General features: G+C 66.9%; 20 protein-coding genes. 6 read left to right on the forward strand and 14 right to left on the reverse strand.

The window, feature by feature from the left end:
* Window positions 1-18: 18 nt before the first annotated feature.
* The 10 genes from AAHH99_RS16425 to AAHH99_RS16470 all read right to left on the reverse strand — a co-directional run bounded on the left by AAHH99_RS16425 (window position 19) and on the right by AAHH99_RS16470 (window position 11,507).
* Window positions 19-972, reverse strand: a complete 954-nt coding sequence (locus AAHH99_RS16425) for an acyl-CoA dehydrogenase family protein (RefSeq protein WP_418769680.1) — start codon at window positions 970-972, stop codon at window positions 19-21.
* Window positions 972-2,222: an acyl-CoA dehydrogenase family protein gene (locus tag AAHH99_RS16430; RefSeq protein ID WP_418769681.1), complete on the reverse strand. Its 1,251-nt coding sequence runs from the start codon at window positions 2,220-2,222 to the stop codon at window positions 972-974. The genes AAHH99_RS16425 and AAHH99_RS16430 overlap by 1 nt, the downstream gene beginning before the upstream one ends.
* A complete protein-coding gene (locus AAHH99_RS16435; protein ID WP_418769682.1) occupies window positions 2,219-3,145 on the reverse strand; it encodes a Gfo/Idh/MocA family protein in 927 nt (308 codons plus the stop codon). The genes AAHH99_RS16430 and AAHH99_RS16435 overlap by 4 nt, the downstream gene beginning before the upstream one ends.
* Window positions 3,142-4,059, reverse strand: a complete 918-nt coding sequence (locus tag AAHH99_RS16440; protein ID WP_418769683.1) for an acyl-CoA dehydrogenase family protein — start codon at window positions 4,057-4,059, stop codon at window positions 3,142-3,144. The genes AAHH99_RS16435 and AAHH99_RS16440 overlap by 4 nt, the downstream gene beginning before the upstream one ends.
* Window positions 4,056-5,195 (reverse strand): acyl-CoA dehydrogenase family protein, encoded by a 1,140-nt coding sequence (locus tag AAHH99_RS16445; protein ID WP_418769737.1) that lies wholly within the window; start codon window positions 5,193-5,195, stop codon window positions 4,056-4,058. The genes AAHH99_RS16440 and AAHH99_RS16445 overlap by 4 nt, the downstream gene beginning before the upstream one ends.
* A 14-nt stretch (window positions 5,196-5,209) precedes the next feature.
* Window positions 5,210-6,415 (reverse strand): CaiB/BaiF CoA transferase family protein, encoded by a 1,206-nt coding sequence (locus tag AAHH99_RS16450; RefSeq protein WP_418769738.1) that lies wholly within the window; start codon window positions 6,413-6,415, stop codon window positions 5,210-5,212.
* A 7-nt stretch (window positions 6,416-6,422) separates the two neighbouring features.
* Window positions 6,423-7,370, reverse strand: a complete 948-nt coding sequence (locus AAHH99_RS16455) for an SDR family NAD(P)-dependent oxidoreductase (RefSeq protein ID WP_418769684.1) — start codon at window positions 7,368-7,370, stop codon at window positions 6,423-6,425.
* Between the two features lie 62 nt (window positions 7,371-7,432).
* Entirely contained in the window at window positions 7,433-9,277 is a 1,845-nt protein-coding gene (locus AAHH99_RS16460) for a flavin-containing monooxygenase (RefSeq protein ID WP_418769685.1), read from the reverse strand.
* Between the two features lie 3 nt (window positions 9,278-9,280).
* The gene (locus AAHH99_RS16465; protein WP_418769686.1) at window positions 9,281-10,651 is read right to left on the reverse strand and encodes an aromatic ring-hydroxylating oxygenase subunit alpha; all 1,371 of its coding nucleotides are present in this window, start codon (window positions 10,649-10,651) and stop codon (window positions 9,281-9,283) included.
* Window positions 10,652-10,661: 10 nt separating this feature from the next.
* Window positions 10,662-11,507 (reverse strand): SDR family NAD(P)-dependent oxidoreductase, encoded by an 846-nt coding sequence (locus AAHH99_RS16470; RefSeq protein ID WP_418769687.1) that lies wholly within the window; start codon window positions 11,505-11,507, stop codon window positions 10,662-10,664.
* Window positions 11,508-11,645: 138 nt separating this feature from the next.
* On the opposite strand from AAHH99_RS16470, the gene AAHH99_RS16475 reads away from it, so the two are divergent.
* From AAHH99_RS16475 to AAHH99_RS16500, 6 genes are all read left to right on the forward strand, one after another.
* Complete coding sequence (locus tag AAHH99_RS16475) at window positions 11,646-13,262, forward strand: SMP-30/gluconolactonase/LRE family protein (RefSeq protein ID WP_418769688.1); 1,617 nt, start codon at window positions 11,646-11,648, stop codon at window positions 13,260-13,262.
* Window positions 13,259-13,996 (forward strand): GntR family transcriptional regulator, encoded by a 738-nt coding sequence (locus AAHH99_RS16480; RefSeq protein ID WP_418769689.1) that lies wholly within the window; start codon window positions 13,259-13,261, stop codon window positions 13,994-13,996. The genes AAHH99_RS16475 and AAHH99_RS16480 overlap by 4 nt, the downstream gene beginning before the upstream one ends.
* Window positions 13,997-14,004: 8 nt before the next feature.
* Window positions 14,005-15,549, forward strand: a complete 1,545-nt coding sequence (locus AAHH99_RS16485; RefSeq protein ID WP_418769690.1) for an AMP-binding protein — start codon at window positions 14,005-14,007, stop codon at window positions 15,547-15,549.
* A gap of 21 nt (window positions 15,550-15,570) precedes the next feature.
* Window positions 15,571-16,350: an SDR family NAD(P)-dependent oxidoreductase gene (locus AAHH99_RS16490; RefSeq protein WP_418769691.1), complete on the forward strand. Its 780-nt coding sequence runs from the start codon at window positions 15,571-15,573 to the stop codon at window positions 16,348-16,350.
* Window positions 16,347-17,831 carry an acyl-CoA synthetase gene (locus AAHH99_RS16495; protein ID WP_418769692.1) on the forward strand — a complete coding sequence of 495 codons (1,485 nt, stop codon included), beginning with the start codon at window positions 16,347-16,349 and terminating at the stop codon, window positions 17,829-17,831. Before AAHH99_RS16490 ends, AAHH99_RS16495 begins: the two co-directional genes overlap by 4 nt.
* A gap of 86 nt (window positions 17,832-17,917) precedes the next feature.
* Window positions 17,918-18,205 carry a hypothetical protein gene (locus tag AAHH99_RS16500; protein WP_418769693.1) on the forward strand — a complete coding sequence of 96 codons (288 nt, stop codon included), beginning with the start codon at window positions 17,918-17,920 and terminating at the stop codon, window positions 18,203-18,205.
* A 15-nt stretch (window positions 18,206-18,220) separates the two neighbouring features.
* Here AAHH99_RS16500 and AAHH99_RS16505 read toward each other — a convergent pair whose 3' ends face one another.
* The 4 genes from AAHH99_RS16505 to AAHH99_RS16520 are packed head-to-tail and all read right to left on the reverse strand — an operon-like array spanning window position 18,221 to window position 22,990.
* Window positions 18,221-18,670, reverse strand: a complete 450-nt coding sequence (locus AAHH99_RS16505) for an SRPBCC family protein (protein WP_418769694.1) — start codon at window positions 18,668-18,670, stop codon at window positions 18,221-18,223.
* Window positions 18,671-18,673: 3 nt separating this feature from the next.
* Window positions 18,674-18,955: an antitoxin gene (locus tag AAHH99_RS16510; RefSeq protein ID WP_066807773.1), complete on the reverse strand. Its 282-nt coding sequence runs from the start codon at window positions 18,953-18,955 to the stop codon at window positions 18,674-18,676.
* A gap of 10 nt (window positions 18,956-18,965) precedes the next feature.
* Window positions 18,966-21,371, reverse strand: coding sequence for a cation-translocating P-type ATPase (locus tag AAHH99_RS16515; protein WP_418769739.1), 2,406 nt, complete (start codon window positions 21,369-21,371; stop codon window positions 18,966-18,968).
* A gap of 14 nt (window positions 21,372-21,385) precedes the next feature.
* Window positions 21,386-22,990 carry a serine hydrolase gene (locus AAHH99_RS16520; RefSeq protein ID WP_418769695.1) on the reverse strand — a complete coding sequence of 535 codons (1,605 nt, stop codon included), beginning with the start codon at window positions 22,988-22,990 and terminating at the stop codon, window positions 21,386-21,388.
* Between the last annotated feature and the right edge of the window lie 3 nt (window positions 22,991-22,993).

A 22,993-nucleotide genomic window follows, 5' to 3' on the forward strand; every position in this document is an offset into this window, starting at 1 on the left:
GGAAACTCCTTGATTTCTCTACAGATAGCGTTGCGCTAGTCGTTTTCGGTGTGCTGACGGAGAGCCGAACAGTGATCGGTTGAGGGTGGCGCGCTTCAGGTAGACGTGGATACCGCTCTCCCACGTGTATCCGATGCCGCCGTGCAATTGCATGGCCTTGCCGGCGATGTCGACGGCCGCGGCGCACGTGTACGACTTGGCCATCGAGACGGCGACCCCGGCATCCGGCGCGTCCTCGGCGACGGCGCGGACCGCGGCATCGACGAGTTGGCGCGACACGGAGATGCTGACGAGCATGTCCGCGCAGGCGTGTTTGACGGCTTGGAAGGAGCCGATGGCCCTGCCGAATTGGTGACGCACCTTCACATATCCGACGGTTGCGGCGAGCATCGCCTCACTCAGGCCAAGGCTGTCGCAGGCGACCGCCGCGGCGGCCCGGTCGTGTAACCGCTGCACCGTAACCGCGGGATCGTCGGTGAACGGCAGGGTTTCGGCGATCGCAGCGTCCGGATCGAGCGCGGCAAGGTTGCGCGTCTCGTCGACGACGGGCCGCGGCGTGGCCTGCTGCTCGGCCACGGCGATGCCGCGGTCGGTGACGATCAGGATGCGGTCCGCGCCTTCGGCGTCGGGCACGAAGTCGTACGGTTCCAGCGCGACGACGACCCGCGTTGCACCGCTGGCCAGTTCGGCGAGCATCGTGTCGCGGGTATCGCTGGGCTGCACCGCGTTGAGCGCTCCGACGGCGAGCACCGCGCTGCCGAGGAAGTCGGTGGCGGCGGCGGTGCGGCCGATCTCCTCGCAGATGACCGCGACTTCGGCGAACGACGCGCCCGCCCCGCCGAGCTGTTCGGGCACCTCGAGCCCGACCCAACCGGCTTCGACCAATGTGGACCATTCGACGCTGCGGTCCTTCGCGAGCAAATCGCCTGCCACGGAGCGTAGTTCGTCGTGGAATTCGGTGAAGTCGGTCATCAGGCTCCACCCGATTCTCGCGGTGACACAAGGTCCCGCTCGGGCATCGGTTCTCGCGGCAGGCCCAGGCCGCGCTCGCCGATGATCGTGCGTTGGATCTCGCTCGCACCGCCGGGGATAGTCCATTCCCACGATCCGATGAAGTCGAGCACCCACGCACCGGACTCCCAGCCACTCGAGGCCGGCTTGGCGAGTTCGGTATGGCCGGCCAACCCGCCGATCTCCGCACCGAAGTCGGTCATGCGCTGCAGAAGTTCGCTGTAGAACAGCTTGACGATCGATGCGTCGGCCGGACTGGTGGTACCTCTCGCTGGATTCTCTGCGGACTCGACCACCTTTCGGCACAGCCCGCGTAGTCCGGTGATCTCGGTTTCGAACTGGGCGAGCCGGTCGGCAACGATCGGGTCGTCGGTCGGCGCGCTGCGGACCAGCCATCGGAATCCCGCGTTGCCGAGGCGCTCGGCGAGTTCCAGCATGGTCATGCCGCGCTCGGCGCCGAGGGTGGCCTGCGCGACCCGCCAGCCGTCGTTCTCCGCACCAATCAGGTTGGCGGCCGGGATCGACACGTCGTTGAGGAAGATCTCGCAGAAGTGGGAGTCGCCGATCGCATTGCGGATAGGACGCACCTCGACGCCGGGTGTGGTCATGTCGAGCAGGAAGTAGGAGATCCCCTTCCGCTTGGGCGCATCGGGGTCGGTGCGGGCCAGCAGCAGGCACCAGTCGGCGTGCTTGCCTCCGCTGGCCCACAGCTTCTGTCCGTTGGCGATGTAAGAGTCACCGTCTTTACGCGCGGTGGTGCGCAGGCTGGCCAGGTCGGATCCTGCCTCGGGTTCGGAGAAGCCCTGCACCCAGATCTCGCCGTCGATGATGGCGGGCAGGTGCCGTCGCCTCTGCTCTTCGGTGCCTGCGACCAGCAGCGTCGACGCGGCATGGTGGATGCCGACGAACGCGAGAACCAGCCGTGGCGCGTCGTGGGCAGCCAGTTCCTGGTATAACACCACCTGCTCGGCCACCGACATGCCGCCGCCCCACTCGGCGGGCCAGTGCGGGACGGCGTAGCCGGCCTTGTGCAGTTCGGTGAACCACTGCTTCTGGAAGGCCACGAACTGCTCATCGCTTGCGCCGGTCTGGGTTTCGCGCCAGTCCGATGGGATGTGCTCGGCGCACCACTGCCGGACCTGGTGCCGAAACTGAGCTAATGCTCGACTTTCGGACGCTTCTTGAGGCATATCTTCAGATTCGGCGCTCATAGCCGCACCGCCCTGGCCCGCAGGTGGTCCATGGCGCGCGCGACGGCCAGACCGTCGTCGAAGGACGGGGCGATCTGGGTGCCGGTGCGCAGCGCGTCGGCGACGCGTCCGAAGAACGTCGACAGCGCGGGCGGGGGTGAGCGCCGCGGCGGCGGTGCGAACTCGGCGGTCTCGGGATCGGCGCCTTGTCGACGAACGACAAGCGTGGTGTCGGCCGTCAGTTCGATGGTTGCCTCGCTACCCAGCAGCGTGACCGACGGCGGGGAGGGGACGGCGGCCGCGAACCCGGTGTCGTGAGTAGCGGTGCAGCCGTTGGCCATTGCGAACCACGCCGCGTACGCGTCCTCGGCGGTGGCCTGCTCGGCCGATCCGTCGATGCGGGTGACGCCGCCGCAGTCGGTGATCTCGCTGCCGAAGAGCCACCGGGTGAAGTCGATCAGATGCGAGCCGTAAGCGCCGATCCAGCCGCCGCCGAGGTCGCGGTCGTTGATCCAGCCGAGCTTGCGGCCGCGCAGCCCGCTTCCGAAGAACGTCCAGTGCAGGTGCCGCGGTGTGCCGATCTCCCCGCTGTCGGCCAGTTCCTTGAGCCGCGTCCACGACTCGTTGAACCGGAACTCGAAGTTCAGGAAGTGCAGCACACCGGCATCGTGGGCCATGTCGCGCATCTGGGCCGCCTCGTCGGCGTTGCGACCGAACGGTTTGTCGCACACCACCGCATGCCCGTGCTCGACCGCGCCAGTGACGTGCTCAAGGTGCAGGAACGGCGGGGAGTGCACGGAGATCAGGTCGACGTCCGAAGCCAGCGCGGCCTTGACCGCGGCGTCGTCGCGGGGGCTGACGACCTCGACGTCGAAGCCGGCTTCGGCGTACGCGGGAGCCGCCGCGTGCTTGCCGAAACCGGTGCCGATCACCGCGACCCTCATGCGTAGAGTCCCGTCAGTCCCGCGCGGCCGGCTCTGCGGGTCAGAGCATCTCGGGTCGCGGACAGCCCGAGCGGAAGCCGCCGCAGCGGTTGGCTGTAGCGCGACAGCCACGACAGGGTGGTCTCGTCGCAGAAGCCGACCGCGCCGTGCAGCTGGTGGCAGACGCGGAACACGACTTCGGCGGCTTCGAGTGCCGACAACCGCAGCGCGAGTGCGTCGGTGAGCGCCTCGGGACGCGCGGTGGCGATGCTCCACAACGCGTATTTGGCGAGAATGTCGAGTCCGCTGCGCTCCACCTCGGCGTCGGTCAGCTGGAACTGCACACCCTGGAACGACGACAGCGTCTGTCCGAACTGCTTGCGCAGGCTGACGTGCGCCACCGTCAGTTCGATCGCCCTGTCGAGCATGCCGAGCAGTGTCCAGCACGGCAGCACCACTCCGAGCGCGACCTCGGCGGCGCCCTGGTCGTCTACGACAGCCGTCCGCAATTCGGAGACGAAGCCCGGCCCGACGGGACCAATCCCGGTCACGGTGCTGCGGGCGCCGTCCAGGGTGACTGTGGTCCAACGGTTCTCGAGCCCGCCGACCGCCGCCGCGGGCCGGTTGCCGGCCACCACGATCAGGCCGTCGGTGTCGAGGCCGGTCGGGGCGGCCAGCCGTTCGGCGACCGGGTACGGCAGGGCCCAGTATCCCGCGCTGCGGCACAGCGCCGCGGCCGCTTCCAGGCCGTCGGCGTCGTTGCGGGCGTCGAGGTCCCAGGCGCCGATCCCCACCAGGCTCGCGCCGACCAACGACTCCCGCGCCTCAGGTTTGGCCTCGGCCTGCTGGACCAGTTCATCGCCTCCGGCGGCCTCGAACGCGCGCAGCGCCTGGCGGCCGTACTCCTGGGCGTCCTCGGACAGCTCGAGATTCACCGCGCGACCGCCAGCATTGCACGTGACAGCAGGATTCGTTGCATCTCAATGCTTCCCGACGAGACGGTCGAGGCCTGCGAGTACTTCCAGTGGTCTTCGACCTCGCCGAGGAACCAGGCGGCCCGCGGGTCGTCGTGGGACACCTCGGCGGCGACGTCCATCAGCACCTCGGCGCTGTCCTGGTCGAGCTTGGTGACCGCGATCCGGTAGGCCGCGGCGTCACCCGGTTGGATGCGGCCACTGCTCTGCAGGGACACCACGCGGTACGCCATCAACCGGGCCCGGCGGCAGTGGGTCAGCATCCGGATCCACCGGCCGCGTAGTTCTCCCGGCAGGTCATCCCAGCGGTCGCCGAGCACGGTGGGCGCCGCGGCCAGCAGTCGTTCGCAGCGTGCGTAGCGGGCGATGCCGACGCGTTCGAAGGCCATCACGTCCTGTACGACGGACCAACCCTGATCGACGGTGCCGAGCACGTCGGCCTCGGTGACACGCAGGTCGTCGAAGAACACCTCGTTGAGGTGGTGCGGGCCCATCATGCAGCGGATGGGCCGGACTTGGATCGCCGGATCATCCATCTGGACAAGGAAAATCGTGAGGCCCTGTTGTTTTTTCTCACCGCGTGACGTCCTGGCGAGCAGGAAGCACCACTGCGCCATCGTCGCGTAGGACGTCCAGATCTTCTGCCCGCTGACCAGCCAGCCGTCGTCATCGGGGCGGGCGGTGGTGCGCAGCGACGCCAGGTCCGAGCCGGCCTCGGGTTCGGAGAAGCCCTGGCACCAGATGACCTCACCGCGCGCGATCGGCGGCAGGTGTTTGCGCTGCTGCTCCTCGGTGCCGTGGCGCATGATGATCGGTCCGACCCAGTTGACCCCCATGTATTGGGCACCACGCGGTTCGTGATGCGCCCACATTTCCTCGCGGACCACGGTTTGCTCCCACACCGACGCCCCACCACCGCCGAACTCCTTCGGCCAGGACAGGCACAGCAGTTCGCGTTCGGCCAGCATGCGGCAGAACCGTTGTGCGATCTCGAGATCAGCGGGGTTGTCGGTGAACGCACCCAGATAGTTCTCGGGCACATGCTCTTTGACAAGAGTCCGCAACTCGCCGCGCAACTCCGCAGCCTTAGCGCCCATCGCGAAATCCACGCCTACCCCACCTCCGAGGCGCCGACGCTACGGTTTTTGACGAAATCCGCCCCGCTTTCGTCAGAAACCGCAGTCTCGGCGGAGTCGATGAGCCCGAGTTCCGCGAGCACGTCATCGGTGTCGGCGCCCAGCGTCGGGGCGGGGCCCGCGACCTTGCCGGGTGTGCGCGAGAACCACGTCGGCACACCAGGAAAGCGCACCGGTCCGTCCGCGGTCTCAACGGTCTCGAAGAGTCCGACCGCGTTCAGGTGTTCGTTATCGAAGAGCGCGTCGGGGGTGTTCAGCGGCGCGGCGGGAATCTCGAGTTTTCGGAACAGGTCCAGCCATTCGGCGGTGGTGCGCTCCTTCATGGTCTCGGCCAGCAGCCCGTAGACGACATCGATGTTGTGCGCACGCTTCTCGAGGGTGGCGTAGGACTCGTCGTTCCACGCTGGACGCACCGCGCTGATGAACGCGTTCCAGTGTTTGTCGTTGTAGATCAGCGCGGCGATGTAACCGTCGCTGGTGCGGTACGGCCTGCGGTTGGGCGCGACCGTGCGCGGGTACACCGCGGGCCCCAGTGGGGGGTCGAACATGGCGCCGTTGGCATGTTCGACCAGCATGAACGACGCCATCGTCTCGAACATGGCGACCTCGACCTCTTGCCCCTCCCCGGTCCGCTCGCGATGAAACAACGCCATCATCGTCGCGTAGAGGGCCGTTAGCCCGCCGACCTTGTCGGCCATGATCGTGCCGACGAAATCGGCCTCACCGGTCAATTGCTGTTGTACCGCGGGCAATCCGACCTCTGCCTGGATGGTGTCGTCGTAGGCGGGACGGTCGCGGTCGGGCCCGCGGCGGCCGTAGCCGTAGCAGTTGGTGTAGATGATCGCGGGGTTGACGGCCGCGACGTCGTCGTAGCCGAAGCCCAGCTTGGCGACTGCCTTGGCGCGCATGGAGTGGATGAACACGTCGGAGCGCTCGATGAGCGCCCGCATCGCCGCCTTTCCGGGTTCGGTCTGCAGGTCAAGCACCACGCTGCGCTTACCACGGTTGACGTTGACGAACACCCCACTCATCCCCGGCGAGGGGCCAACGGAGATGAAGCGGGTGTTATCACCCTGCGGCGGTTCGACTTTGATGACGTCTGCGCCCATGTCCGCCATGATCTGGGTGCAGTACGGCCCCATCACCATCGCGGTGAGGTCGACGACGCGCACGCCGGTCAGCGGCCCGCTAGGCATGGACACCGCCCTTTTGAGCCATCGCGAAGCTGTACTTGATGTGGTCGTTGTGCCCGTCGGGCACCACAGGGAACACCACGGGTTCGGACAGGTCGCGGATCGCGGCGATCTGCGCGCCGACCTCCTCGATCGACCACGACGGCCGGTAGACGCCGGGGGTCTCCGCGAGTACGGCCCGCGCGATCCGGCCGGCCAGCGCGATCAGCGCTTCGCCGGTGATCGAACATGATTCGTGTGCCAGCCATCCCACCGCCGGTGCGACCAGCTCCGCGCCCATCGGCGGGTACGCCGACGTATCGATGCCCTCGGCCATCCGTGTCACCGCGGCGGGCACGATCACGTTGCTCTTGACGCCGTGCGCGGCGCCCTCCATGGCCGCCACGTTGGACAGTCCGATCACGCCCGCCTTGGCCACCGCGTAGTTGGCGACGCCGTGATTGCCGTACAGGCCACCGATTGAGGACGTCAGCACGATGCGGCCGTAACCGGCGTCGCACATCGACGGAAACGCCGGGCGCACCACGTGAAACGCGCCGCGAAGGTGGACGTCGAGCACCACCTCGAAGTCGTCGTACGTCATCTCTGCGAGTGGGGCTCGGCGCACGATGCCCGCGTTGTGGATCAGGACGTCGATGCGCCCGTAGCGGTCGAGAGCCGATTGCACGATCGCCTTGCCGCCGGCCGGGGTGGCCACCGAATCGGTGTTCGCCGTGGCTTCGCCTCCGGCAGCGGTGATCTCGCGCACCACTTCCTCGGCGGGGCCGGGCGCCTCAGACGGCGGGTGGACGGGATCGTAGTCGTCACCGGCGAGGCTCCCGCCCGGATCGTTGACGACGACCTTGGCGCCGCGCTGGGCGAGCAGCATGGCGTACTCGCGGCCCAGCCCTCTGCCGCCGCCGGTCACGACGGCCACCTGACCGTCGAAGCGCAACTCACCCATCGACGTACCTGCGATCTGTGTGCGATGAGGAGCGCTCACCGCTCCTAAACGCACACAAATCGCTACTTCTCGAGTACCAGGCCATCGAGGTCGCCCTTGTCGCGCCACTCTTTGAGCAGATCGCCGAACGCGTAGAAGCCCGGGCCGTAGGGCTCGCCGAGGTGTGAGCGGATGCCCTCCCCACCACCGCCGCCCTCGTTGTTGTAATAACCCGGAGTGCAGGATGCGTCGAAAGCCGAGTTGTCGACCGCGGATTCGCGGATGGTCTGGCACCACTGCTCCTGCGCATCGTCGGTCGGCTCGACGACCGTCGCGCCCCGCTTCAACGCCTCGGCGACGATGTAGGCGATGTGCTCACCCTGCAGTTCGTAGTTGGCCGCGATGTTGGCCGAGATTCCGACCTGGGTGAAGCCGGTGAAGAACTGGTTTGGGAAGCCGCGGCTGGTCATGCCGTGCAGCGTCTTGTAGCCGTCGTGCCAATAGTCGTAGAGCGACAGACCGTCGCGGCCTTCGATCGCGTCGATCGAGTAGCGCCTGCTGATCTCGGTCGTGATCTCGAAGCCGCTGGCGTAGATGATGCAGTCGACCTCGTACTCCTGGCCGTTGGCGACGAAGCCCTTCTCGGTGATCCGCTCGACCCCTTTGGTGTCGGAAACGTCGACCAGCGTCACGTTGGGCCGGTTGAAGGTGGGCAGGTAGTCGTCGTTGGACAGCGGACGCTTGCACAGGAAGCGGTAGTAGGGCTTGAGCGCCTCTGCCGTATCGGGGTCGTCGACGGTCCCGGCGATCCGGCGGCGCAGCCGCTCCATGATCTTGTAGTCCTCTTCCTCGCGGATCGCCATGAACTGCTCGGGCGTCAGCGTCGACGGGTCCTCGAGCGAGAGCACCCGCGCGGCGGTGTTGCGGCCGAGTTCGGTCCAGAAGTCGCACACCAGATCCGGCTGCCCGGGGGCCATCCCCTCGAACGTCCACGAGTGGAAGTTGCGCTGGCGTTCCTTCTGCCAGCCGGGCTGGAGCGTCTTAACCCAATCGGGGTTGGTCGGGGTGTTGTTGCGCGCGTCGACCGTCGAGGGGGTGCGCTGAACGACATACAGGTGCTTGGCATCTCGGGCCAAAAACGGCACCACCTGAATGCTGGTGGCGCCGGTGCCGATGATCGCGACGCGCTTGTCGGCGAGCTTGTCCATGCCGCCGGTGTAGTCACCGCCGGTGTAGTCGTAGTCCCACCGCGAGGAGTGGAAGCTGTGGCCCTTGAATTCCTTCATGCCCGGGATGCCTGGCAGCTTCGGTCGGTGGAACGGCCCCGACGCCAACACCACGAACCGTGCGCGGATGTCGTCGCCGCGGTTGGTGGCCAGGCGCCACCGTTTGATCTCCTCGTCCCAGCGCATATCGCGCACCTGGGTGGAGAAGATCGCCGAGTCGTAGAGGCCGAAGTGCTTACCGATGCGCCTGCAGTGCTCGTAGATCTCGGGTCCGTCGGCGAACTTCTTGCTAGGGATGTAGTCGAGCTCTTCCAGAAGCGGGATGTAGCAATAGGACTCGTTGTCGCACTGGATGCCCGGATACCGGTTCCAGTACCAGACCCCGCCGAAGTCGCCGCCCAGCTCGATGATCCGGACGTCCTCGACGCCGGCCTTCTTCAGATGCGCCGCCGACAGCAGACCACCGAAGCCGCCGCCGAGCACCGCGACGTCGATGTCCTCGACGATCGGGTCACGCGGCGCCACCGGCGTGTAGGGGTCGACCTCGTAGTAGCCGGCAAAATCGTCGCTCAACTCGACGTACTGCTTGGAGCCCTCGGGCCGAAGCCTTTTCGCCCGCTCCTGGGCGTACTTCTCCCGCAGCGCATCGATGTCGATGTCGTCGGGCGTCTCCGTGGGCCCGCAGGTGTCGGACATTGTCATAGCTCAGAGCTCTTTCGGTTCGCCGGTGCCCATGTACTTGGACAACTGATAGTGAAGGTTCACGGTGCTGCGTTCGCGGTACGGGTTGGGCCTGGTGCCGGGGAAGCCCAGCGACTTCATCCCCTGCTGCACCGCGGCCATGTTCGAGAAATCCTGGGGAAGTACGGACAGCCAGTTCGGGCTGTCCTTGGGTGTGTACTCCCAATGCGTCTGCGGCTCTTGGCCCTTCGGGAACAGCTCCAAGGTCGCCACTTCGAAGATGCACTTGTTCGGATCGTAGCTCGGATGCGGCCTGGCGCTGTAGCACAGCGCGGTGGTCAGGCCTTGGCCGACCTGGAAGTTCGGGAAGATCTGCCACGCCGTGCCCGCCTGTCCGAGAATGTCGGGCGGAATGGTCGGCCACACGACGCCGCGGGCCTCGTCGTCACGCCTGGCCGACGTCAACCAGTGCTCGAGAACCTTGTCCGGAGGTGTGCCCTCGGGCAGCTCGTCGACCAGTCTCTTGGCCGCGTTTACCAGCGTCTCGGTGGTGGTGGCGTTGGTCTGCTCCCACGTGTACATCTGCATCTCCGCGGTGGAGACACGGGGATCGTCACCGGTGCCCAACCGGATCTTGGACTTGGTGGCCTCCATGTCTTTCGGCGCGTCGTATCCGATGTTGCTGTGCCTGCCCTGCGCCTTGGCCCAACCCTTGAACTCGCCGAACTTGTTGAACTCCGGATGGGTGGTGAACACGTGGTAGGTCTCGTTGAAGGCCTCGAGCGCGACCTTCCAATTGCAGTCGAAATACAGCCATTTGCGCCACTTGTAGCGCATGTTCTCCAGCCCGAACGGGTCGAGGATCTTGGCGGCCGGGAACAGGTAGTCGGCAAGGGGTTCGCAGTCGGGGTCCATGTTGATGAACAGCCAGCCGCCCCACGTGTCGACCTGAACGGGGACGAGGCGGGTGTTCTGCGGGGTGAGCGCGCCGTTCCAGTCATCCTGTTCACGAATGTGGGTGCAGGCACCGTCGAGTCCGTATGTCCAGCCGTGGAATCCGCAGACGAACGACTTGCGGGCACGGCCGACGGCGTTCTTGTCGCCGTCGGGGGTGTCGACGAGGCGGCGGCCGCGGTGCATGCACACGTTGTGGTGCGCAGCGAAGGTGTTCGCGCCCGTTCGTACAATGATGATCGAGTCGTCGAGGACGTCGTAGGTCAGGTAGCTGCCGACCTCGGGAAGCTCCTCGACGCGGCCGACCTGCTGCCACACCTTGCGCCACAACTTGTCCCGCTCGGCGCGCGCATACTCCTCTGAGACGTACGCTTCCACCGGGATCGTCATCGGTTCGCAGAGTTCTTCTGGCGCTTCAATCCTGGGCTGCGTATCGGTCATCTCAAACTCCTTAGAACCGACTGATCTCTGCGCGGAAGGTTTCGTCTTTGAGGAACAGCGACGTGTTGTCGGCACCGAGGTGCGTCCACTTCAGGTTGAGTCCACCGTCGACGAGAAGCGTCTGCCCGGTGATGTAGCTCGACAGGTCCGACAGCAGAAACAGGATCGCCCCCGCCTGCTCTTCGGGCCGACCCCGCCTGCCCATCGCGATCGCGCGCCGGTCCCGGTCCGGATCGACGTCGACGTAGGTGCGCGACGCGGCGGTCTCGGTCACCCCGGGCGCCACCGCGTTGACGCGGATGTCGTCGTGGGCCAACTCGGCGGCCATGGTGCGCGTCATCGCGACCACCGCCGCCTTCGCCGTGCCGTAGGCGATGTGGAACGGCGCGGTGTTCATCCCGCTGATCGACGACACGGAGACAACCGAACCCTTCAGGCCGTGGGCACGGAGTTCTCCGCATATGGCCTGGCTCATGAAGAACGCCGTCTCGAGGTTCGCGGTGAACAACTCCCGCCAGTCCGCGCGCGTCACCCGGGTCGACGGCATCCACGTCGACGGTGCGGCACCGCCCGCGATGTTCACCAAGCCGTAGAGATCGCCCTCGGTTCGCCGGACCTGCTCCATCACGGTGGCGATGCCCTCGTCGGTTGAGGCGTCGGCCGACACCGCAACGACGGGCAGGCCCTGATCGGCCAGTGGGCCGATGTGTTCGTCGAGGTTCGCTTTGGACCGGCTGACGGCCACCACCGTGGCACCGGCCTCGGCCGCCATCCGGGTCACGGTGGTGCCGATTCCGCCGCCGCCCGCACCGGACACCACGACGATCCGGCCGTCCAGCCTCAAAAGGTCGTCCATGCTATTTGTCCGGACAACGAGTGTTGCTCTCCATGTTGCAGAACACTATTCCCCAGCGCTAATCGGCCCGTCAAGGGCGTAACAAGCTCTTTCGCGGCCTATTGTCTGGACTAAGCGGAGTTGCTAACGTGCCAGGTCATGACGCAATCGGCGACGGGATCCCTGCAGCAGTCTCGCTATCCGGGCGGAAATCCGACCGCGGCGGGCGGGTGGCGTCTCGAGCGGATCACCGCCCCGAGCCGGCTGTTCGGTGCGAACGGTCTGCGCACCGGCCCGGACGGCCGCGTCTACGTCGCCCAGGTGACGGGCAGCCAGATCAGCGCGCTGGACCTGGCCACGGGGAATCTGGAGACGGTCAGCGCCAAGGGCGGTGACATCATCGGCCCCGACGACGTCGCCTTCGACAGCGACGGCAACCTGTTCGCAACCGAGGTGATGGACGGACGGGTCAGCGTGCGCGACGCCGCGGGCCGCACGCGAGTGCTGCGCGACGACCTGCCGTCCGCGAACGGCATCACCGTGCACCAGGATCGCTTGTTCGTCAACGAGTGCCGCGACGGCGGGCGGCTGATGGAGCTCGACCGCGCCTCGGGCGCCGAGCGGATCCTGTTGGAGGGCCTGCCTTCACCGAACGCCATGGAAGTCGGCCCGGACGGTTTTCTGTACTACCCGCTGATGACGGCCAATGAGATCTGGCGAGTAGACCCCACCTTAGACAAGCACAGTGAGCCGCAACGGGTGGCCGCCGACCTCGGTGTGCCCGACGCGGTGAAGTTCGACCCGCAGGGCAATCTGGTCTCGACGCAGGTGGCCAGCGGCCAGGTGCTGCGTATCGATCCGCGAAGCGGCGAGAAAACCCTTCTGGCTCAGCTCAACCCGGGATTGGACAACCTGACCTTCGTCGGGGACCGCCTGTTCGTCTCGAACTTCACCGGTGAGATCACCGAGATTGTCGGCGTTGGCGAAACCCGCACGCTGCTCGGCGGCGGGTTGAACTGGCCGCTCGATCTGGCGGTGGGCGAGGACGGCCGGCTCTACGTTGCTGACGGCACCTACTTCTACGCCGTCGGCGATGACGGATCGCTGCAGACCGTCGGCATGCTGTTCTCCCCCGGGTACCCGGGCTTCCTCCGCGGGCTGGCACCGGTTGCAGGCAATGCGTTCGTGGTGGCCACCTCGGGTGGCCAGATCGCTCGGTACCGCCCCGCCGACGGCGAAACCGAGCACCTGGCAGACGGTTTCGACCAGCTCTACGGAGTGGCCGTCGGGCCGGGTGAGCGGATTGTGTTCACCGAGCTCGGCGCGGGGCGGGTGCATGCGCTGGCGTCGGGCAGCGCCGAGGTGCTGGCCTCGGATCTGCGGGATCCGGTCGGCGTCGCATTCGACGATGACGGTAGGCCGCTGGTCGCGGAGTCCGGGGCGGGACGGGTGATCGCGGTCGGCGATACGACGGAAACCGTGGTCGACGGTCTGTCGCGCCCGCAAGGCATCGCGGTCGTCGACGGTGCGCTCTATATCGTCGACGCGGGCGCCAAGGAGGTGCTCGCGGTGAACCTGAACACCAACGTGCGCACCACGATCGCCTCGGATCTGCCGGTGGGGCCGCCGCCGGGTGTGGAGCCCAAGCCGCTCAAGGGGATGCCGCCGTTCTCCGGACCGCAGGGGCCGTTCGCGGGTATCACCGTCGGCCGTGACGGCACCTTGTACGTGTCGGCCGACGGCGAGGGCAGCGTGCTTGCGCTGCGGCGGACATGACCGTCAGCCCCACGGACCATCGCTACCTGCAGGTGGCGCGCACCCTGCGTAAGGAGATCGTCGACGGGATCTACCCCGTCGGCTCACAGCTGCCGACCGAACAGCAACTGTGCGAACGCTTCGCGGTCAGCCGCTACACCGTCCGCGAGGCGCTGCGCCGGCTGCGGGAGGACAACCTGATCGCGTCGCGGCCACGGGCAGGCACCCTGGTGGTCCCTCGTCCCGCATCCAATTCATATGCGCAAGACGTCGTTTCGATCGACGACCTGCTGGCGTTCGCCGCCGGCGCCCAGCTCACGATCGAGTCCAACGCGATGGTCACCGTCGACGACGAACTGGCCGACCGCACAGGGTTGGAGGCAGGTACGCAATGGCTGGCGGTCCGCGGATGCCGACAGAACGAGGGCAGCGACACACCCGTCTGCACCACCGAGTACTACATCAATCGGGCGTTCGCGGCGGTTGGCCGTCTGTTGCAACGCCATTCGGGACCGATCTTCCCGCTGATCGAGGACCTGTTCGGGGTCAGCATCGTCGAGGTGCACCAGGAGATGGCGGCCATCACCGCGTCGCCGGATCTCGCCAAGGCGCTCAAGGTCGATGCGGGCAGCGCCGCTCTGGAGATGCGCCGCGCCTACACCACCTCCGACGGCGAGGTCGCGCAGGTGACCATCAACACCCATCCGTCGTCGCGGTACCGGCACTCGATGACGATGCGCCGGATCAAGGGTTAGGCCGGGCGGTGCGTGTCGACGAGAAGCGCAGCGCCGACGCCTACCGGCGCGGCCTGTGGGTGCACGACACGCTGGCCGAGGCGCTGCGCGACGCGGCCACCTCGACTCCCGACCGGACCGTGTTGGTGGACGGTGACATCCGGCTCACGTGTCGTGAGCTGTATGACCGCGCAGTGGCGCTGGCGCACACGTTGATGTCCCGCATGCCCGCCGGCAGCGTGGTGTCGTTCATGCTGCCGAACTGGCACGAGGCCGCGGTCATCTACCACGGGGCGACATTGGCGGGCATGGTGGTCAACCCGATCCTGCCCTCGCTACGGGACCACGAGCTGACGTTCATCCTGCACGATGCGGACGTCCGGGCGATCTTTGTGCCATCCGTGTTCAACAAATTCGACTATGTCGCGATGCTCGACCGGCTCACCGGCGCGATGTCCGCCCCGCCCGAAGTCGTCGTCGTGCGAGGCGACGCGGGCGACCACACACCGTTCGAAACCCTCTTTGCTGGCGGGGGCACGGGCGTCCTGCCGGTGTTGAACGCCGACACTGTGCGCATGATCCTCTACACGTCGGGGACCACCGGCCGGCCGAAAGGCGTGCTGCACAACCACAACTCGATCCACGCGCTGATCCGCCAGATCGGCGAGCACTGGCGCGTCGCGGCGGGCGACACGTTCCTCGTACCGTCCCCGATCGCGCACATCGGCGGGTCGATCTATGCGTTCGAGTGCCCCCTCCTACTGGGCAGCACCGCGGTGCTGATGCAGCGCTGGGATCCGGATGCAGCGGTGACGTTGATGCTCGACGAGCGGGTCACGCACATGGCGGGGGCCACGCCTTTCCTCGACGGGTTACTCGCCGCCGCCGAGCGGGCCGGAACACGACTACCGGAGCTGAAGGTGTTCATCTGCGGTGGCGCGTCGGTCCCGCCGTCGCTGATCCGAAGCGCCACCGCCTATTTCGAGAAGGCGGCGGTGTCCCGCGTTTACGGTTCGACCGAGGTCCCGGTGACCACGGTCGGCTCACTCGACGACGCCGAGCACGCCGCCGACACCGACGGCAGGCCGGGTATCGCAGACATCGAATTAACGGACGGCGAGATCCGCGCTCGCGGGCCGCAGATGCTCGTGGGCTACCTGCATCCCGAAGACGAAACCGACGCGTTCGACGGCGACGGCTACTTCCGCACCGGTGACCTCGGTCGGTGGGTCGACGACGGCTTTCTCGTCGTCACCGGTCGCGCCAAGGACATCATCATCCGCAACGGAGAGAACATCTCGCCCAAGGAAATCGAGGACATTCTCATCGGCCATCCCGGCGTCGCAGAGATCGCTGTCGTCGGCATACCCGACGAGCGCACCGGCGAGCGGGCGTGTGCCGTCGTCGTCGCGACCGATCAGCCGACTCCCGACGTGGCGGGCATGCGCACGCTTCTGGAGGAGCACGGCGTGGCCCGCTTCAAAGCACCCGAGCAGGTGGTGGTGTGGGAGGCGTTGCCCAAGAACGACGCCGGAAAAGTGTTGAAGCATCGGATACGAGCGGCCCTGACATGACCGCGGACACGAGGAGCAAAAATGGTTCAGGTAGCGATCGTGACCGGGGCGAGCAGCGGCATCGGATTCGGTTGCGCGACCAAACTGGCCGAGGCGGGCATGGCGGTGCTCGGCACCGGCCGCGACGACACCCGGCTCGCCGGGCTGGAGAAGGCGATCGGTGACACCGACCGCGTCGCAACGGTCGCCGTCGACCTCACCGCCGACGAGGCGCCACAGACGATCGTGCAAGCCGCGCTGGACCGTTGGGGCCGCATCGACTTCCTGGTCAACAACGCCGGCGTCGGAAGCCCCAAGCCGTTGCACGAAACCGACGACGAATCCCTGGACTACTTCCTGGGATTGATGCTGCGGGCACCGTTCCGGTTGGCCCGCGACGTGATCGAACACATGGAGTCCGGCTCGGGGATCGTCAACGTGACATCGACGTTCGCCGTCGTCGGCGGCCTTCGCGGTGGTGCGTACTCAGCGGCCAAGGGCGGCTTGACCTCGCTGACCCAGCACATCGCATGCCAGTACGGCCCGCTGGGAATCCGTTGTAACGCAGTGGCTCCCGGGGTTACGCTGACACCGATGGTGGCGACACGCCTCGAAGACGAGCGGTTCCGCAAGATCAACACCGAGATGACCCCGTACCCGCGGTTGGGTGAGGTGAACGACATCGCCAGCACCGTGGCGTTCCTGTGCTCGGAGGGTGCGAGCTTCATCAACGGCCAGACGATCGTCGTCGACGGCGGCTGGAGTTCGACGAAGTACTTGTCGGACTTCGCGCTGACCTCCGAGTGGGTGGCCCGGCAGTGAACCTGTTCGCGCTGCTCGATCAGGCCGCCAGCCGCTTCGGTGACCGAGGTGCGGTGTATCAAGGTGAGCGCCAACACCAAACGTGGGCACAGCTGCGGGAACGGTCCCTGCGGTTGGCCACCATGCTGCGCACACCCGGCCAGAGGATCGCCGTCGCCAGCGAGAACTGTCCGGAGATCATCGAGCTGATGTTCGGGGTGTGGGCGGCCGAATGTGTGTACGTTCCCATCAACTACAAGCTGCACCCGCGGGAGATGGTGCAGATTCTCGAGGATTCCGGCGCCGGGCAGGTGTTCGCCTCGTCCAAGATCGCGTCAGCGCTCGCACCGGAAACGGGGGTCCCGATAGCGATCGTCGGCACCGACGGTTACGAAACCTGGTTCAGCGCAGGGCTTTCTGAACCGCCGACCACCGATCCCGAGACCCTGGCCTGGCTGTTCTACACCAGCGGCACAACCGGGAAGTCCAAGGGCGCGATGCTGTCGCACCGCAACCTGATGGCGATGACGGTGTCACACCTGGCCGACTTCGACTCCCCCGACGACAACTGCACCCTGGTGCACGGCGCGCCGATGTCGCACGGCTCGGGGCTCTACATTCCGCCGTACGTGCTGCGCGCGGCGCGCCAGGTGATCCCCGAGTCCGGGGCGTTCGAGCCGAACGAGTTCCTCGACCTGTGCGAGCGCCATCCCGGCTGCAGCGCATTCCTCGCGCCCACCATGGTCCAGCGCCTGGTGCAGACCGGCCGCGCCCGCCCGGACAACCTGCGAACCATCGTCTACGGCGGTGGCCCGATGTACGTCGAGAGTCTGAAGAAGGCGATGGCCGCGTTCGGCCCGGTCTTCGTGCAGCTGTACGGCCAGGGGGAGGCGCCGATGACCATCACCGGGCTGCGCCAGAGCGATCACGTCGACGGAGAGGAATGGGCCGACGATGCGGTTCTGGGATCGGTCGGCTACGCCCGGTCCGGGGTGGACGTGGCGGTGCGCAGGGCCGACGGGACACCCGCCGAGGTCGGCGAGATCGGCGAGATCGTGTGCCGCGGCGATGTTGTCATGTCGGGCTACTGGCAGAACCCGCAGGCGACCGCCGCGACGCTGCAGAACGGCTGGCTGCACACCGGCGACATGGGTTCGTTCGACGACCGCGGCTTGCTCACGTTGCGGGATCGGTCCAAGGACGTCGTGATCAGCGGCGGCAGCAACATTTACCCCCGCGAGGTCGAAGAGGTGCTGCTCGAACATCCCGGTGTCGTCGAGGCCGGCGTGGTCGGCGCGCCGGACGAGGAGTGGGGCGAGGTGGTGGTGGCGTTCATCGTCGGGTCGGCGTCGGCCGGCGAGTTGGATGCGCATCTGCTCGACCGCATCGCCCGGTTCAAGCGCCCGAAACGCTACGAGTTCATCGACGAACTGCCGAAGAACAGCTACGGCAAGGTGCTCAAGCGGGAGCTGCGCGACCGGGTGCGATCAGTGCCGCGGTGACGCATGTGTCTGGTGTCACAGGTCATCCTGGTTTGGTGCTGATTCCGCAGGGATATGAAGCGGGTTGCTCTTTGCGAAGGATGACAATGACCAACCACATGCCGACCGCCGACGGGTCGCCTGCCTCCGACGGGCTGGCCACGCTGGCGCTGCTTCTGCATGCGGCGGCGTTGTTCGCCTCGACCGTTTGCTTCGCCGCGTTCCTCATCGGGCATTCGACCGTTGCCCTGACCGCCGGAGTTCTGGCGGTACTTCACCTCGTCGGCGCCAGGGCCACCCTTTTCCTCGACGGCAGCCTCGAGAAGCGCCGCCTCGGCCGGGGGGCATCGGCCGGGCCGTTCGGCGAGTACGCCCTCGCCGGCGGCTCACTCTGACGCGTCAAAACCCGCCTACTGGGCCGGCGCGAACACCGACTTGAACCGGTGCAGTGACTCCTGGATGTCGCCCTTGAGCGCTCCGGCGACCACCATGCCGATGGGGCCGAACAGCGCGGGACCGCCGAGATGCACGTCGAACGTGACCGTCGATCCGGCGGGGTCCTTCTGGGCAGGGCGCACCTTGCCTATCAGCTTGACCTTGACGCCGCCCTTGCCGTCGCCGTTGAGCGTCATCGACTCCGGCGGACGGTAGTGCACGATGGTCCACTTGATCCGGTTCGGCATGCCCTTGACCTCGACGATCGACTCGAGCGTCGTGCCCTTCTCCAGCGTTTCGGGCAACTTGCTGCGCCATACCCGGTGGATGCTCAGCCACTCCTTGTAGCGGGCGAGGTCGGATGCGCACGACCAGGCCTGCTCCGGCGGCAGGGGTACGTCGACGGATACCGAGAGTTTGGCCATGTGTCAGCTCTGCTGGGGCGGAGCCTGCGGTGGCTGCTGCTGCGGCGGGGCCTGGGGCGCCTGATGCTGCTGCGGCGGAGCCTGGGGCGGCTGCTGCGGTGCGCCCTGCGCCGACGGGTTGTCCTTGTTGACGTAGTTGCGCGCCGCGTCCTGGACCTTGTCGACGTGCTGAGCGTATTTGCCCTGCGTCTTGCGGTCGACGATGTCACCGGCCTTGTCGATCGCGGTGTCCACCTTGTCGGCGTTGCGGGCCAGCAGATTCTTCACCTTGTCGAGAAATGCCATGCGTCCAAGGCTACTCGGCGCGCCAGAGCCGACGCCGCTCTCCCAGTACTGCGCCCTGCACCCACCAGATCACCTCGATCGCGGCGGCCGTGACCACGCCGATGGCCAACGCGATCGACGTCGTCTTGACGTTGGAGATGTCGAGCATGAACAACTCCTGCGCCAGCGGTATGGAGAAGATCACGACATAGGCCAGGCCGGAGAGGGCGACCAACGCGACCCGCCACCACTCGTAGGGCCGCGCCACCACTGCCAACACCCAGATTGCCCCGACCAGCAAGGTGATCAGCGCCGCGGTCGACGCCTGGGTCTGCTCGACGGCCGTGGCCTCGCGACCCTGATATGCGGCCAGATACGAGGTGAACGTCGCGACGCCGATGACCAGACCCGACGGCAGGGCCGCCGTCATCACCCGCCGCACGAACCCCGGATGGGCGCGCTCCTTGTTCGGGGCCAGCGACAGGATGAACGCCGGGATGCCGATCGTGAACCACGCCGCGATCGTGACGTGGATCGGCTGAAACGGGAACAGCAGCGGATCGGTGCCGAAGAACTTCGACGCCAGACCGGCCAGGCCGACGAACGTCGCCAACAGCACCGAGTACACGGTCTTGGTCAGAAACAGGTTCGAGACGCGTTCGATGTTGCCGATCACACGGCGACCTTCGCCGACGACATACGGCAGCGTCGCAAACTTGTTGTCCAACAATACGATTTGAGCCACGGCGCGCGACGCCGAGCTTCCCGACCCCATCGCGACACCGATGTCGGCATCCTTGAGCGCGAGTACGTCGTTGACCCCGTCACCGGTCATCGCGACCGTGTGCCCCCGGGACTGCAGGGCGTGCACCATCGCTCGCTTCTGGTCGGGGCGGACTCGGCCGAAGGTGGTGTGCGATTCGAGCGCGTCGGCCAGCGCGTCGGTGGCCTCCGGCAGGTTCCTGGCATCCATGCACTCGCCGTGCAGGCCCAGCGATCCCGCGACCGCGCCCACGGACACCGCGTTGTCTCCGGAGATGACCTTGATCGAGACCTTCTGGGAGGCAAAGTAATCGAGGGTCTCGTGCGCGTCGGGCCGCACGCGCTGCTCGAGGACGACGAGCGCGGCCGGGGTCACGCAGCCGGGGGCGTCGGGGTGGTCGACGGGCAGGTCGCTGGCCCCGAGCAACAGCACCCGCAGGCCGGAGGAGCCGATCCGTTCGGCCTGTTCGGCGATCGGCGAGCCCGGTGCGCACAGCACGTCAGGGGCGCCGATCACCCAGTTGCCGTGCTCCCCATAGGACGCGCCGCTCCACTTGGTGGCTGACTTGAACGGCGCGGTGGCCGTCGCTGTCCAGCCGGGCGGCATTTTGTACGCCTCGGCGATGGCCTGCATGCTCGCGTTGGGGCGGGCGTCGTCGGCGGCGAGCTGTGCGAGGATGTTTCCGACGTTCCCCAGCTCGCGCGTGGGCCCAGCCTCGTCGAGCTGCTCGAGATCCGAGACGCGCATACCGTTCTCGGTCAACGTGCCGGTCTTGTCGGCGCAGACGACGTCCACGCGCGCTAGGCCTTCGATCGCGGGTAGTTCGTTGACCAGGCACTGTCTGCGGCCCAGCCGAATCACGCCGACGGCAAACGCGATCGACGTCATCAATACGAGGCCCTCGGGCACCATCGGCACCAGCGCGCCGACCATCGCCAGCACCGACCGCTTCCATCCGGACTCCGTGGTGAACAGCTGGGTGTAGATGGTCAGCAGCCCGGCGGGAATCAACAGGTATGTGATGAACTGCAGGATCTTGTTGATGCCGCTGCGCAGTTCGGAGTTCACCAGTGTGAACTTGCTGGCCTCCTCTGCGAGTTTGGCCGCGTACGCCTCCCTACCGACCTTGGTGGCGCGGTAGGCGCCGGTGCCCGCGACGACGAAGCTACCCGACATTACCCGGTCGCCTGCGTCTTTCGCGATCGGATCGGCTTCCCCGGTGAGCAGCGATTCGTCAACTTCGAGGTTGGCCTCCTCGAGCACCTCGCCGTCGACCACGATCTGGTCGCCGGGTCCGAGTTCGATGATGTCGTCGAGGACGATGTCGCTGGGGCTGAGCTGTTGGGCAGCCGATCCGGCGCCGGTCTGCCTGCGCACCAACGGTTTCGTCTGACCGACGATCGCGAGCTTGTCCAGCGTCCGCTTGGCCCGCAGCTCCTGGATGATGCCGATGCCGCTGTTGGCGATGATGAGTAACCCGAAGGCGCCGTTGATGATCGAGCCGGTGGACAGCACGATGATCAGCAGCACCCCGAGGATCGCGTTGATGCGGGTGAACACGTTGGCCCGCACGATGTCGGACACGCTGCGCGCCGCCCGTGTCGGGACGTCGTTGGTCTTGCCTTCGGCGATGCGTTGCGCGACCTCGGCTTCGGTCAGCCCGGTGGCCTGGATCTCCGGTGCGGCGGTCACTTGACGAACGTGCCCTTCTTGAACGTGTCGAAATACTCCAGCGTGAGCTTGTCACGATCGACCCCATCGAACACCGCGGTGGAAACCGTTCCCGGCGGTGCGTTCTCGGTGATGAAGGAGAACGTGAAGGTGTTGGCGTCCCAGTGTTTGAGCGGCACATCGAGCTTGGAGCCCAGTGCCAACCGCAGCTCGCCGTCGCGTTCGGTGATCCGGGCAGGCCCCCAGTAGTCGTTGCGGTAGGTGCCGACGTACGACGCGAGCGGCGCAGCGGGTACAGGATTGGACGGCGGCTGCTTGCCGACCAGGGACCCGACCGGCTTCTCCATGTCGGCGAACGCCGCGTTGTAAAGGCCGTACCAGTCCTCGCGCACCTCGCCGAACTGCACCAGGTCGGCGAACTGCGCGGTCAGTGCCTCCGACACACCCGATGGGGTGGCGTTGGTGAGCGCGACGATCGCGACGTCGGCCGACGGCAGGATCAGGAAGGTCGTTCCGGTGCCCAATTCGAAGGCGCCCGAATGGCTCAGCTCCATGCGTGCCGCCGAGGTCGAGCTGACGTTGAAACCGAACCCGTAGAAGCCCGACCGGGCCGCGGGCTCGCTCGCCGGGCTCGACACGATCTGCGGTGTGAGGGCAGGCAGCAGAGCCTTCGGGGCGACGATCTGTTTGCCGTCATGGCTTCCGTTGGCCAGCACCATGGCCAGCCATCGGGTCATGTCGTTGACCGACGAACTCGCCCCGCCCGCCGGTGCTTCCGGGTCGGCGTCACGGACGAAGGCCGGTTCGTAGCGCCCGTCCATATGGATGTGGCCGGCCGCGCGGTTGGGTCGCGCGCGATAGTCGGTGAACCGGTAGCTGGACTGCCCCATACCCAGTGGACGGAACAGCACCTCGTCGGCCAACACCTCCCACGGCTTGCCCGCGCCGACCGCGACCGCCTCGGCGCCCGCGGTGTACCCGAAGTTCGTGTACGCGTACGAGATCCGGAACGGGTCCAGCGGAAGCTGGCGCATCCGGTCCAGCACCTGCCTGCGGTCGTATCCGAGGTCCTCGAGCATGTCGCCGGCGTGGTCGGGCAACCCGGAACGGTGCGACATCATGTCCCCGACGGTGACCATCGAGGTGACCACGGGATTGGACAGCGCGAACCAGGGCAGCTCGGACACGATCGGGGTGTCCCAGCTGACGGCGCCGACACCGACCTGGTGGGCGACCACGGTCGCCGCAAGAGACTTCGACACCGAGGCGAGTTGGAACACCGTGTCGGGGTCGACGCGGTTCTCCTCCTCCTCCTCCGGTTTGGTGGCGTCCTTGACGCCGAACCCCTTGGCGTACACGGTCTTTCCGCCGTGCACGACGGCCACAGCCATACCCGGGATTCCCGACTTGCGCATCAGGTCCTCGGCCATGCCGTCGAGTTCGGCCACCGCGTTGTCGACCGCGTTCTCCGGCAGGGGCATCGCGGGCACCAGTGGGGGCGGGACGTCGGCCTGCGCGCCCTGCGCGCCCGACGGGGACGGCGGGGCGGGTTCTGGGCGGTCGGCGCCGCAGCCCGCAACGAGCAGCAACCCGACGACAGCCACCCTGGCCAGTGCTTTCATGAG

The sequence above is a fragment of the Mycobacterium neumannii genome (assembly GCF_048452905.1).
Taxonomy (GTDB): Bacteria; Actinomycetota; Actinomycetes; order Mycobacteriales; family Mycobacteriaceae; genus Mycobacterium; species Mycobacterium neumannii_B.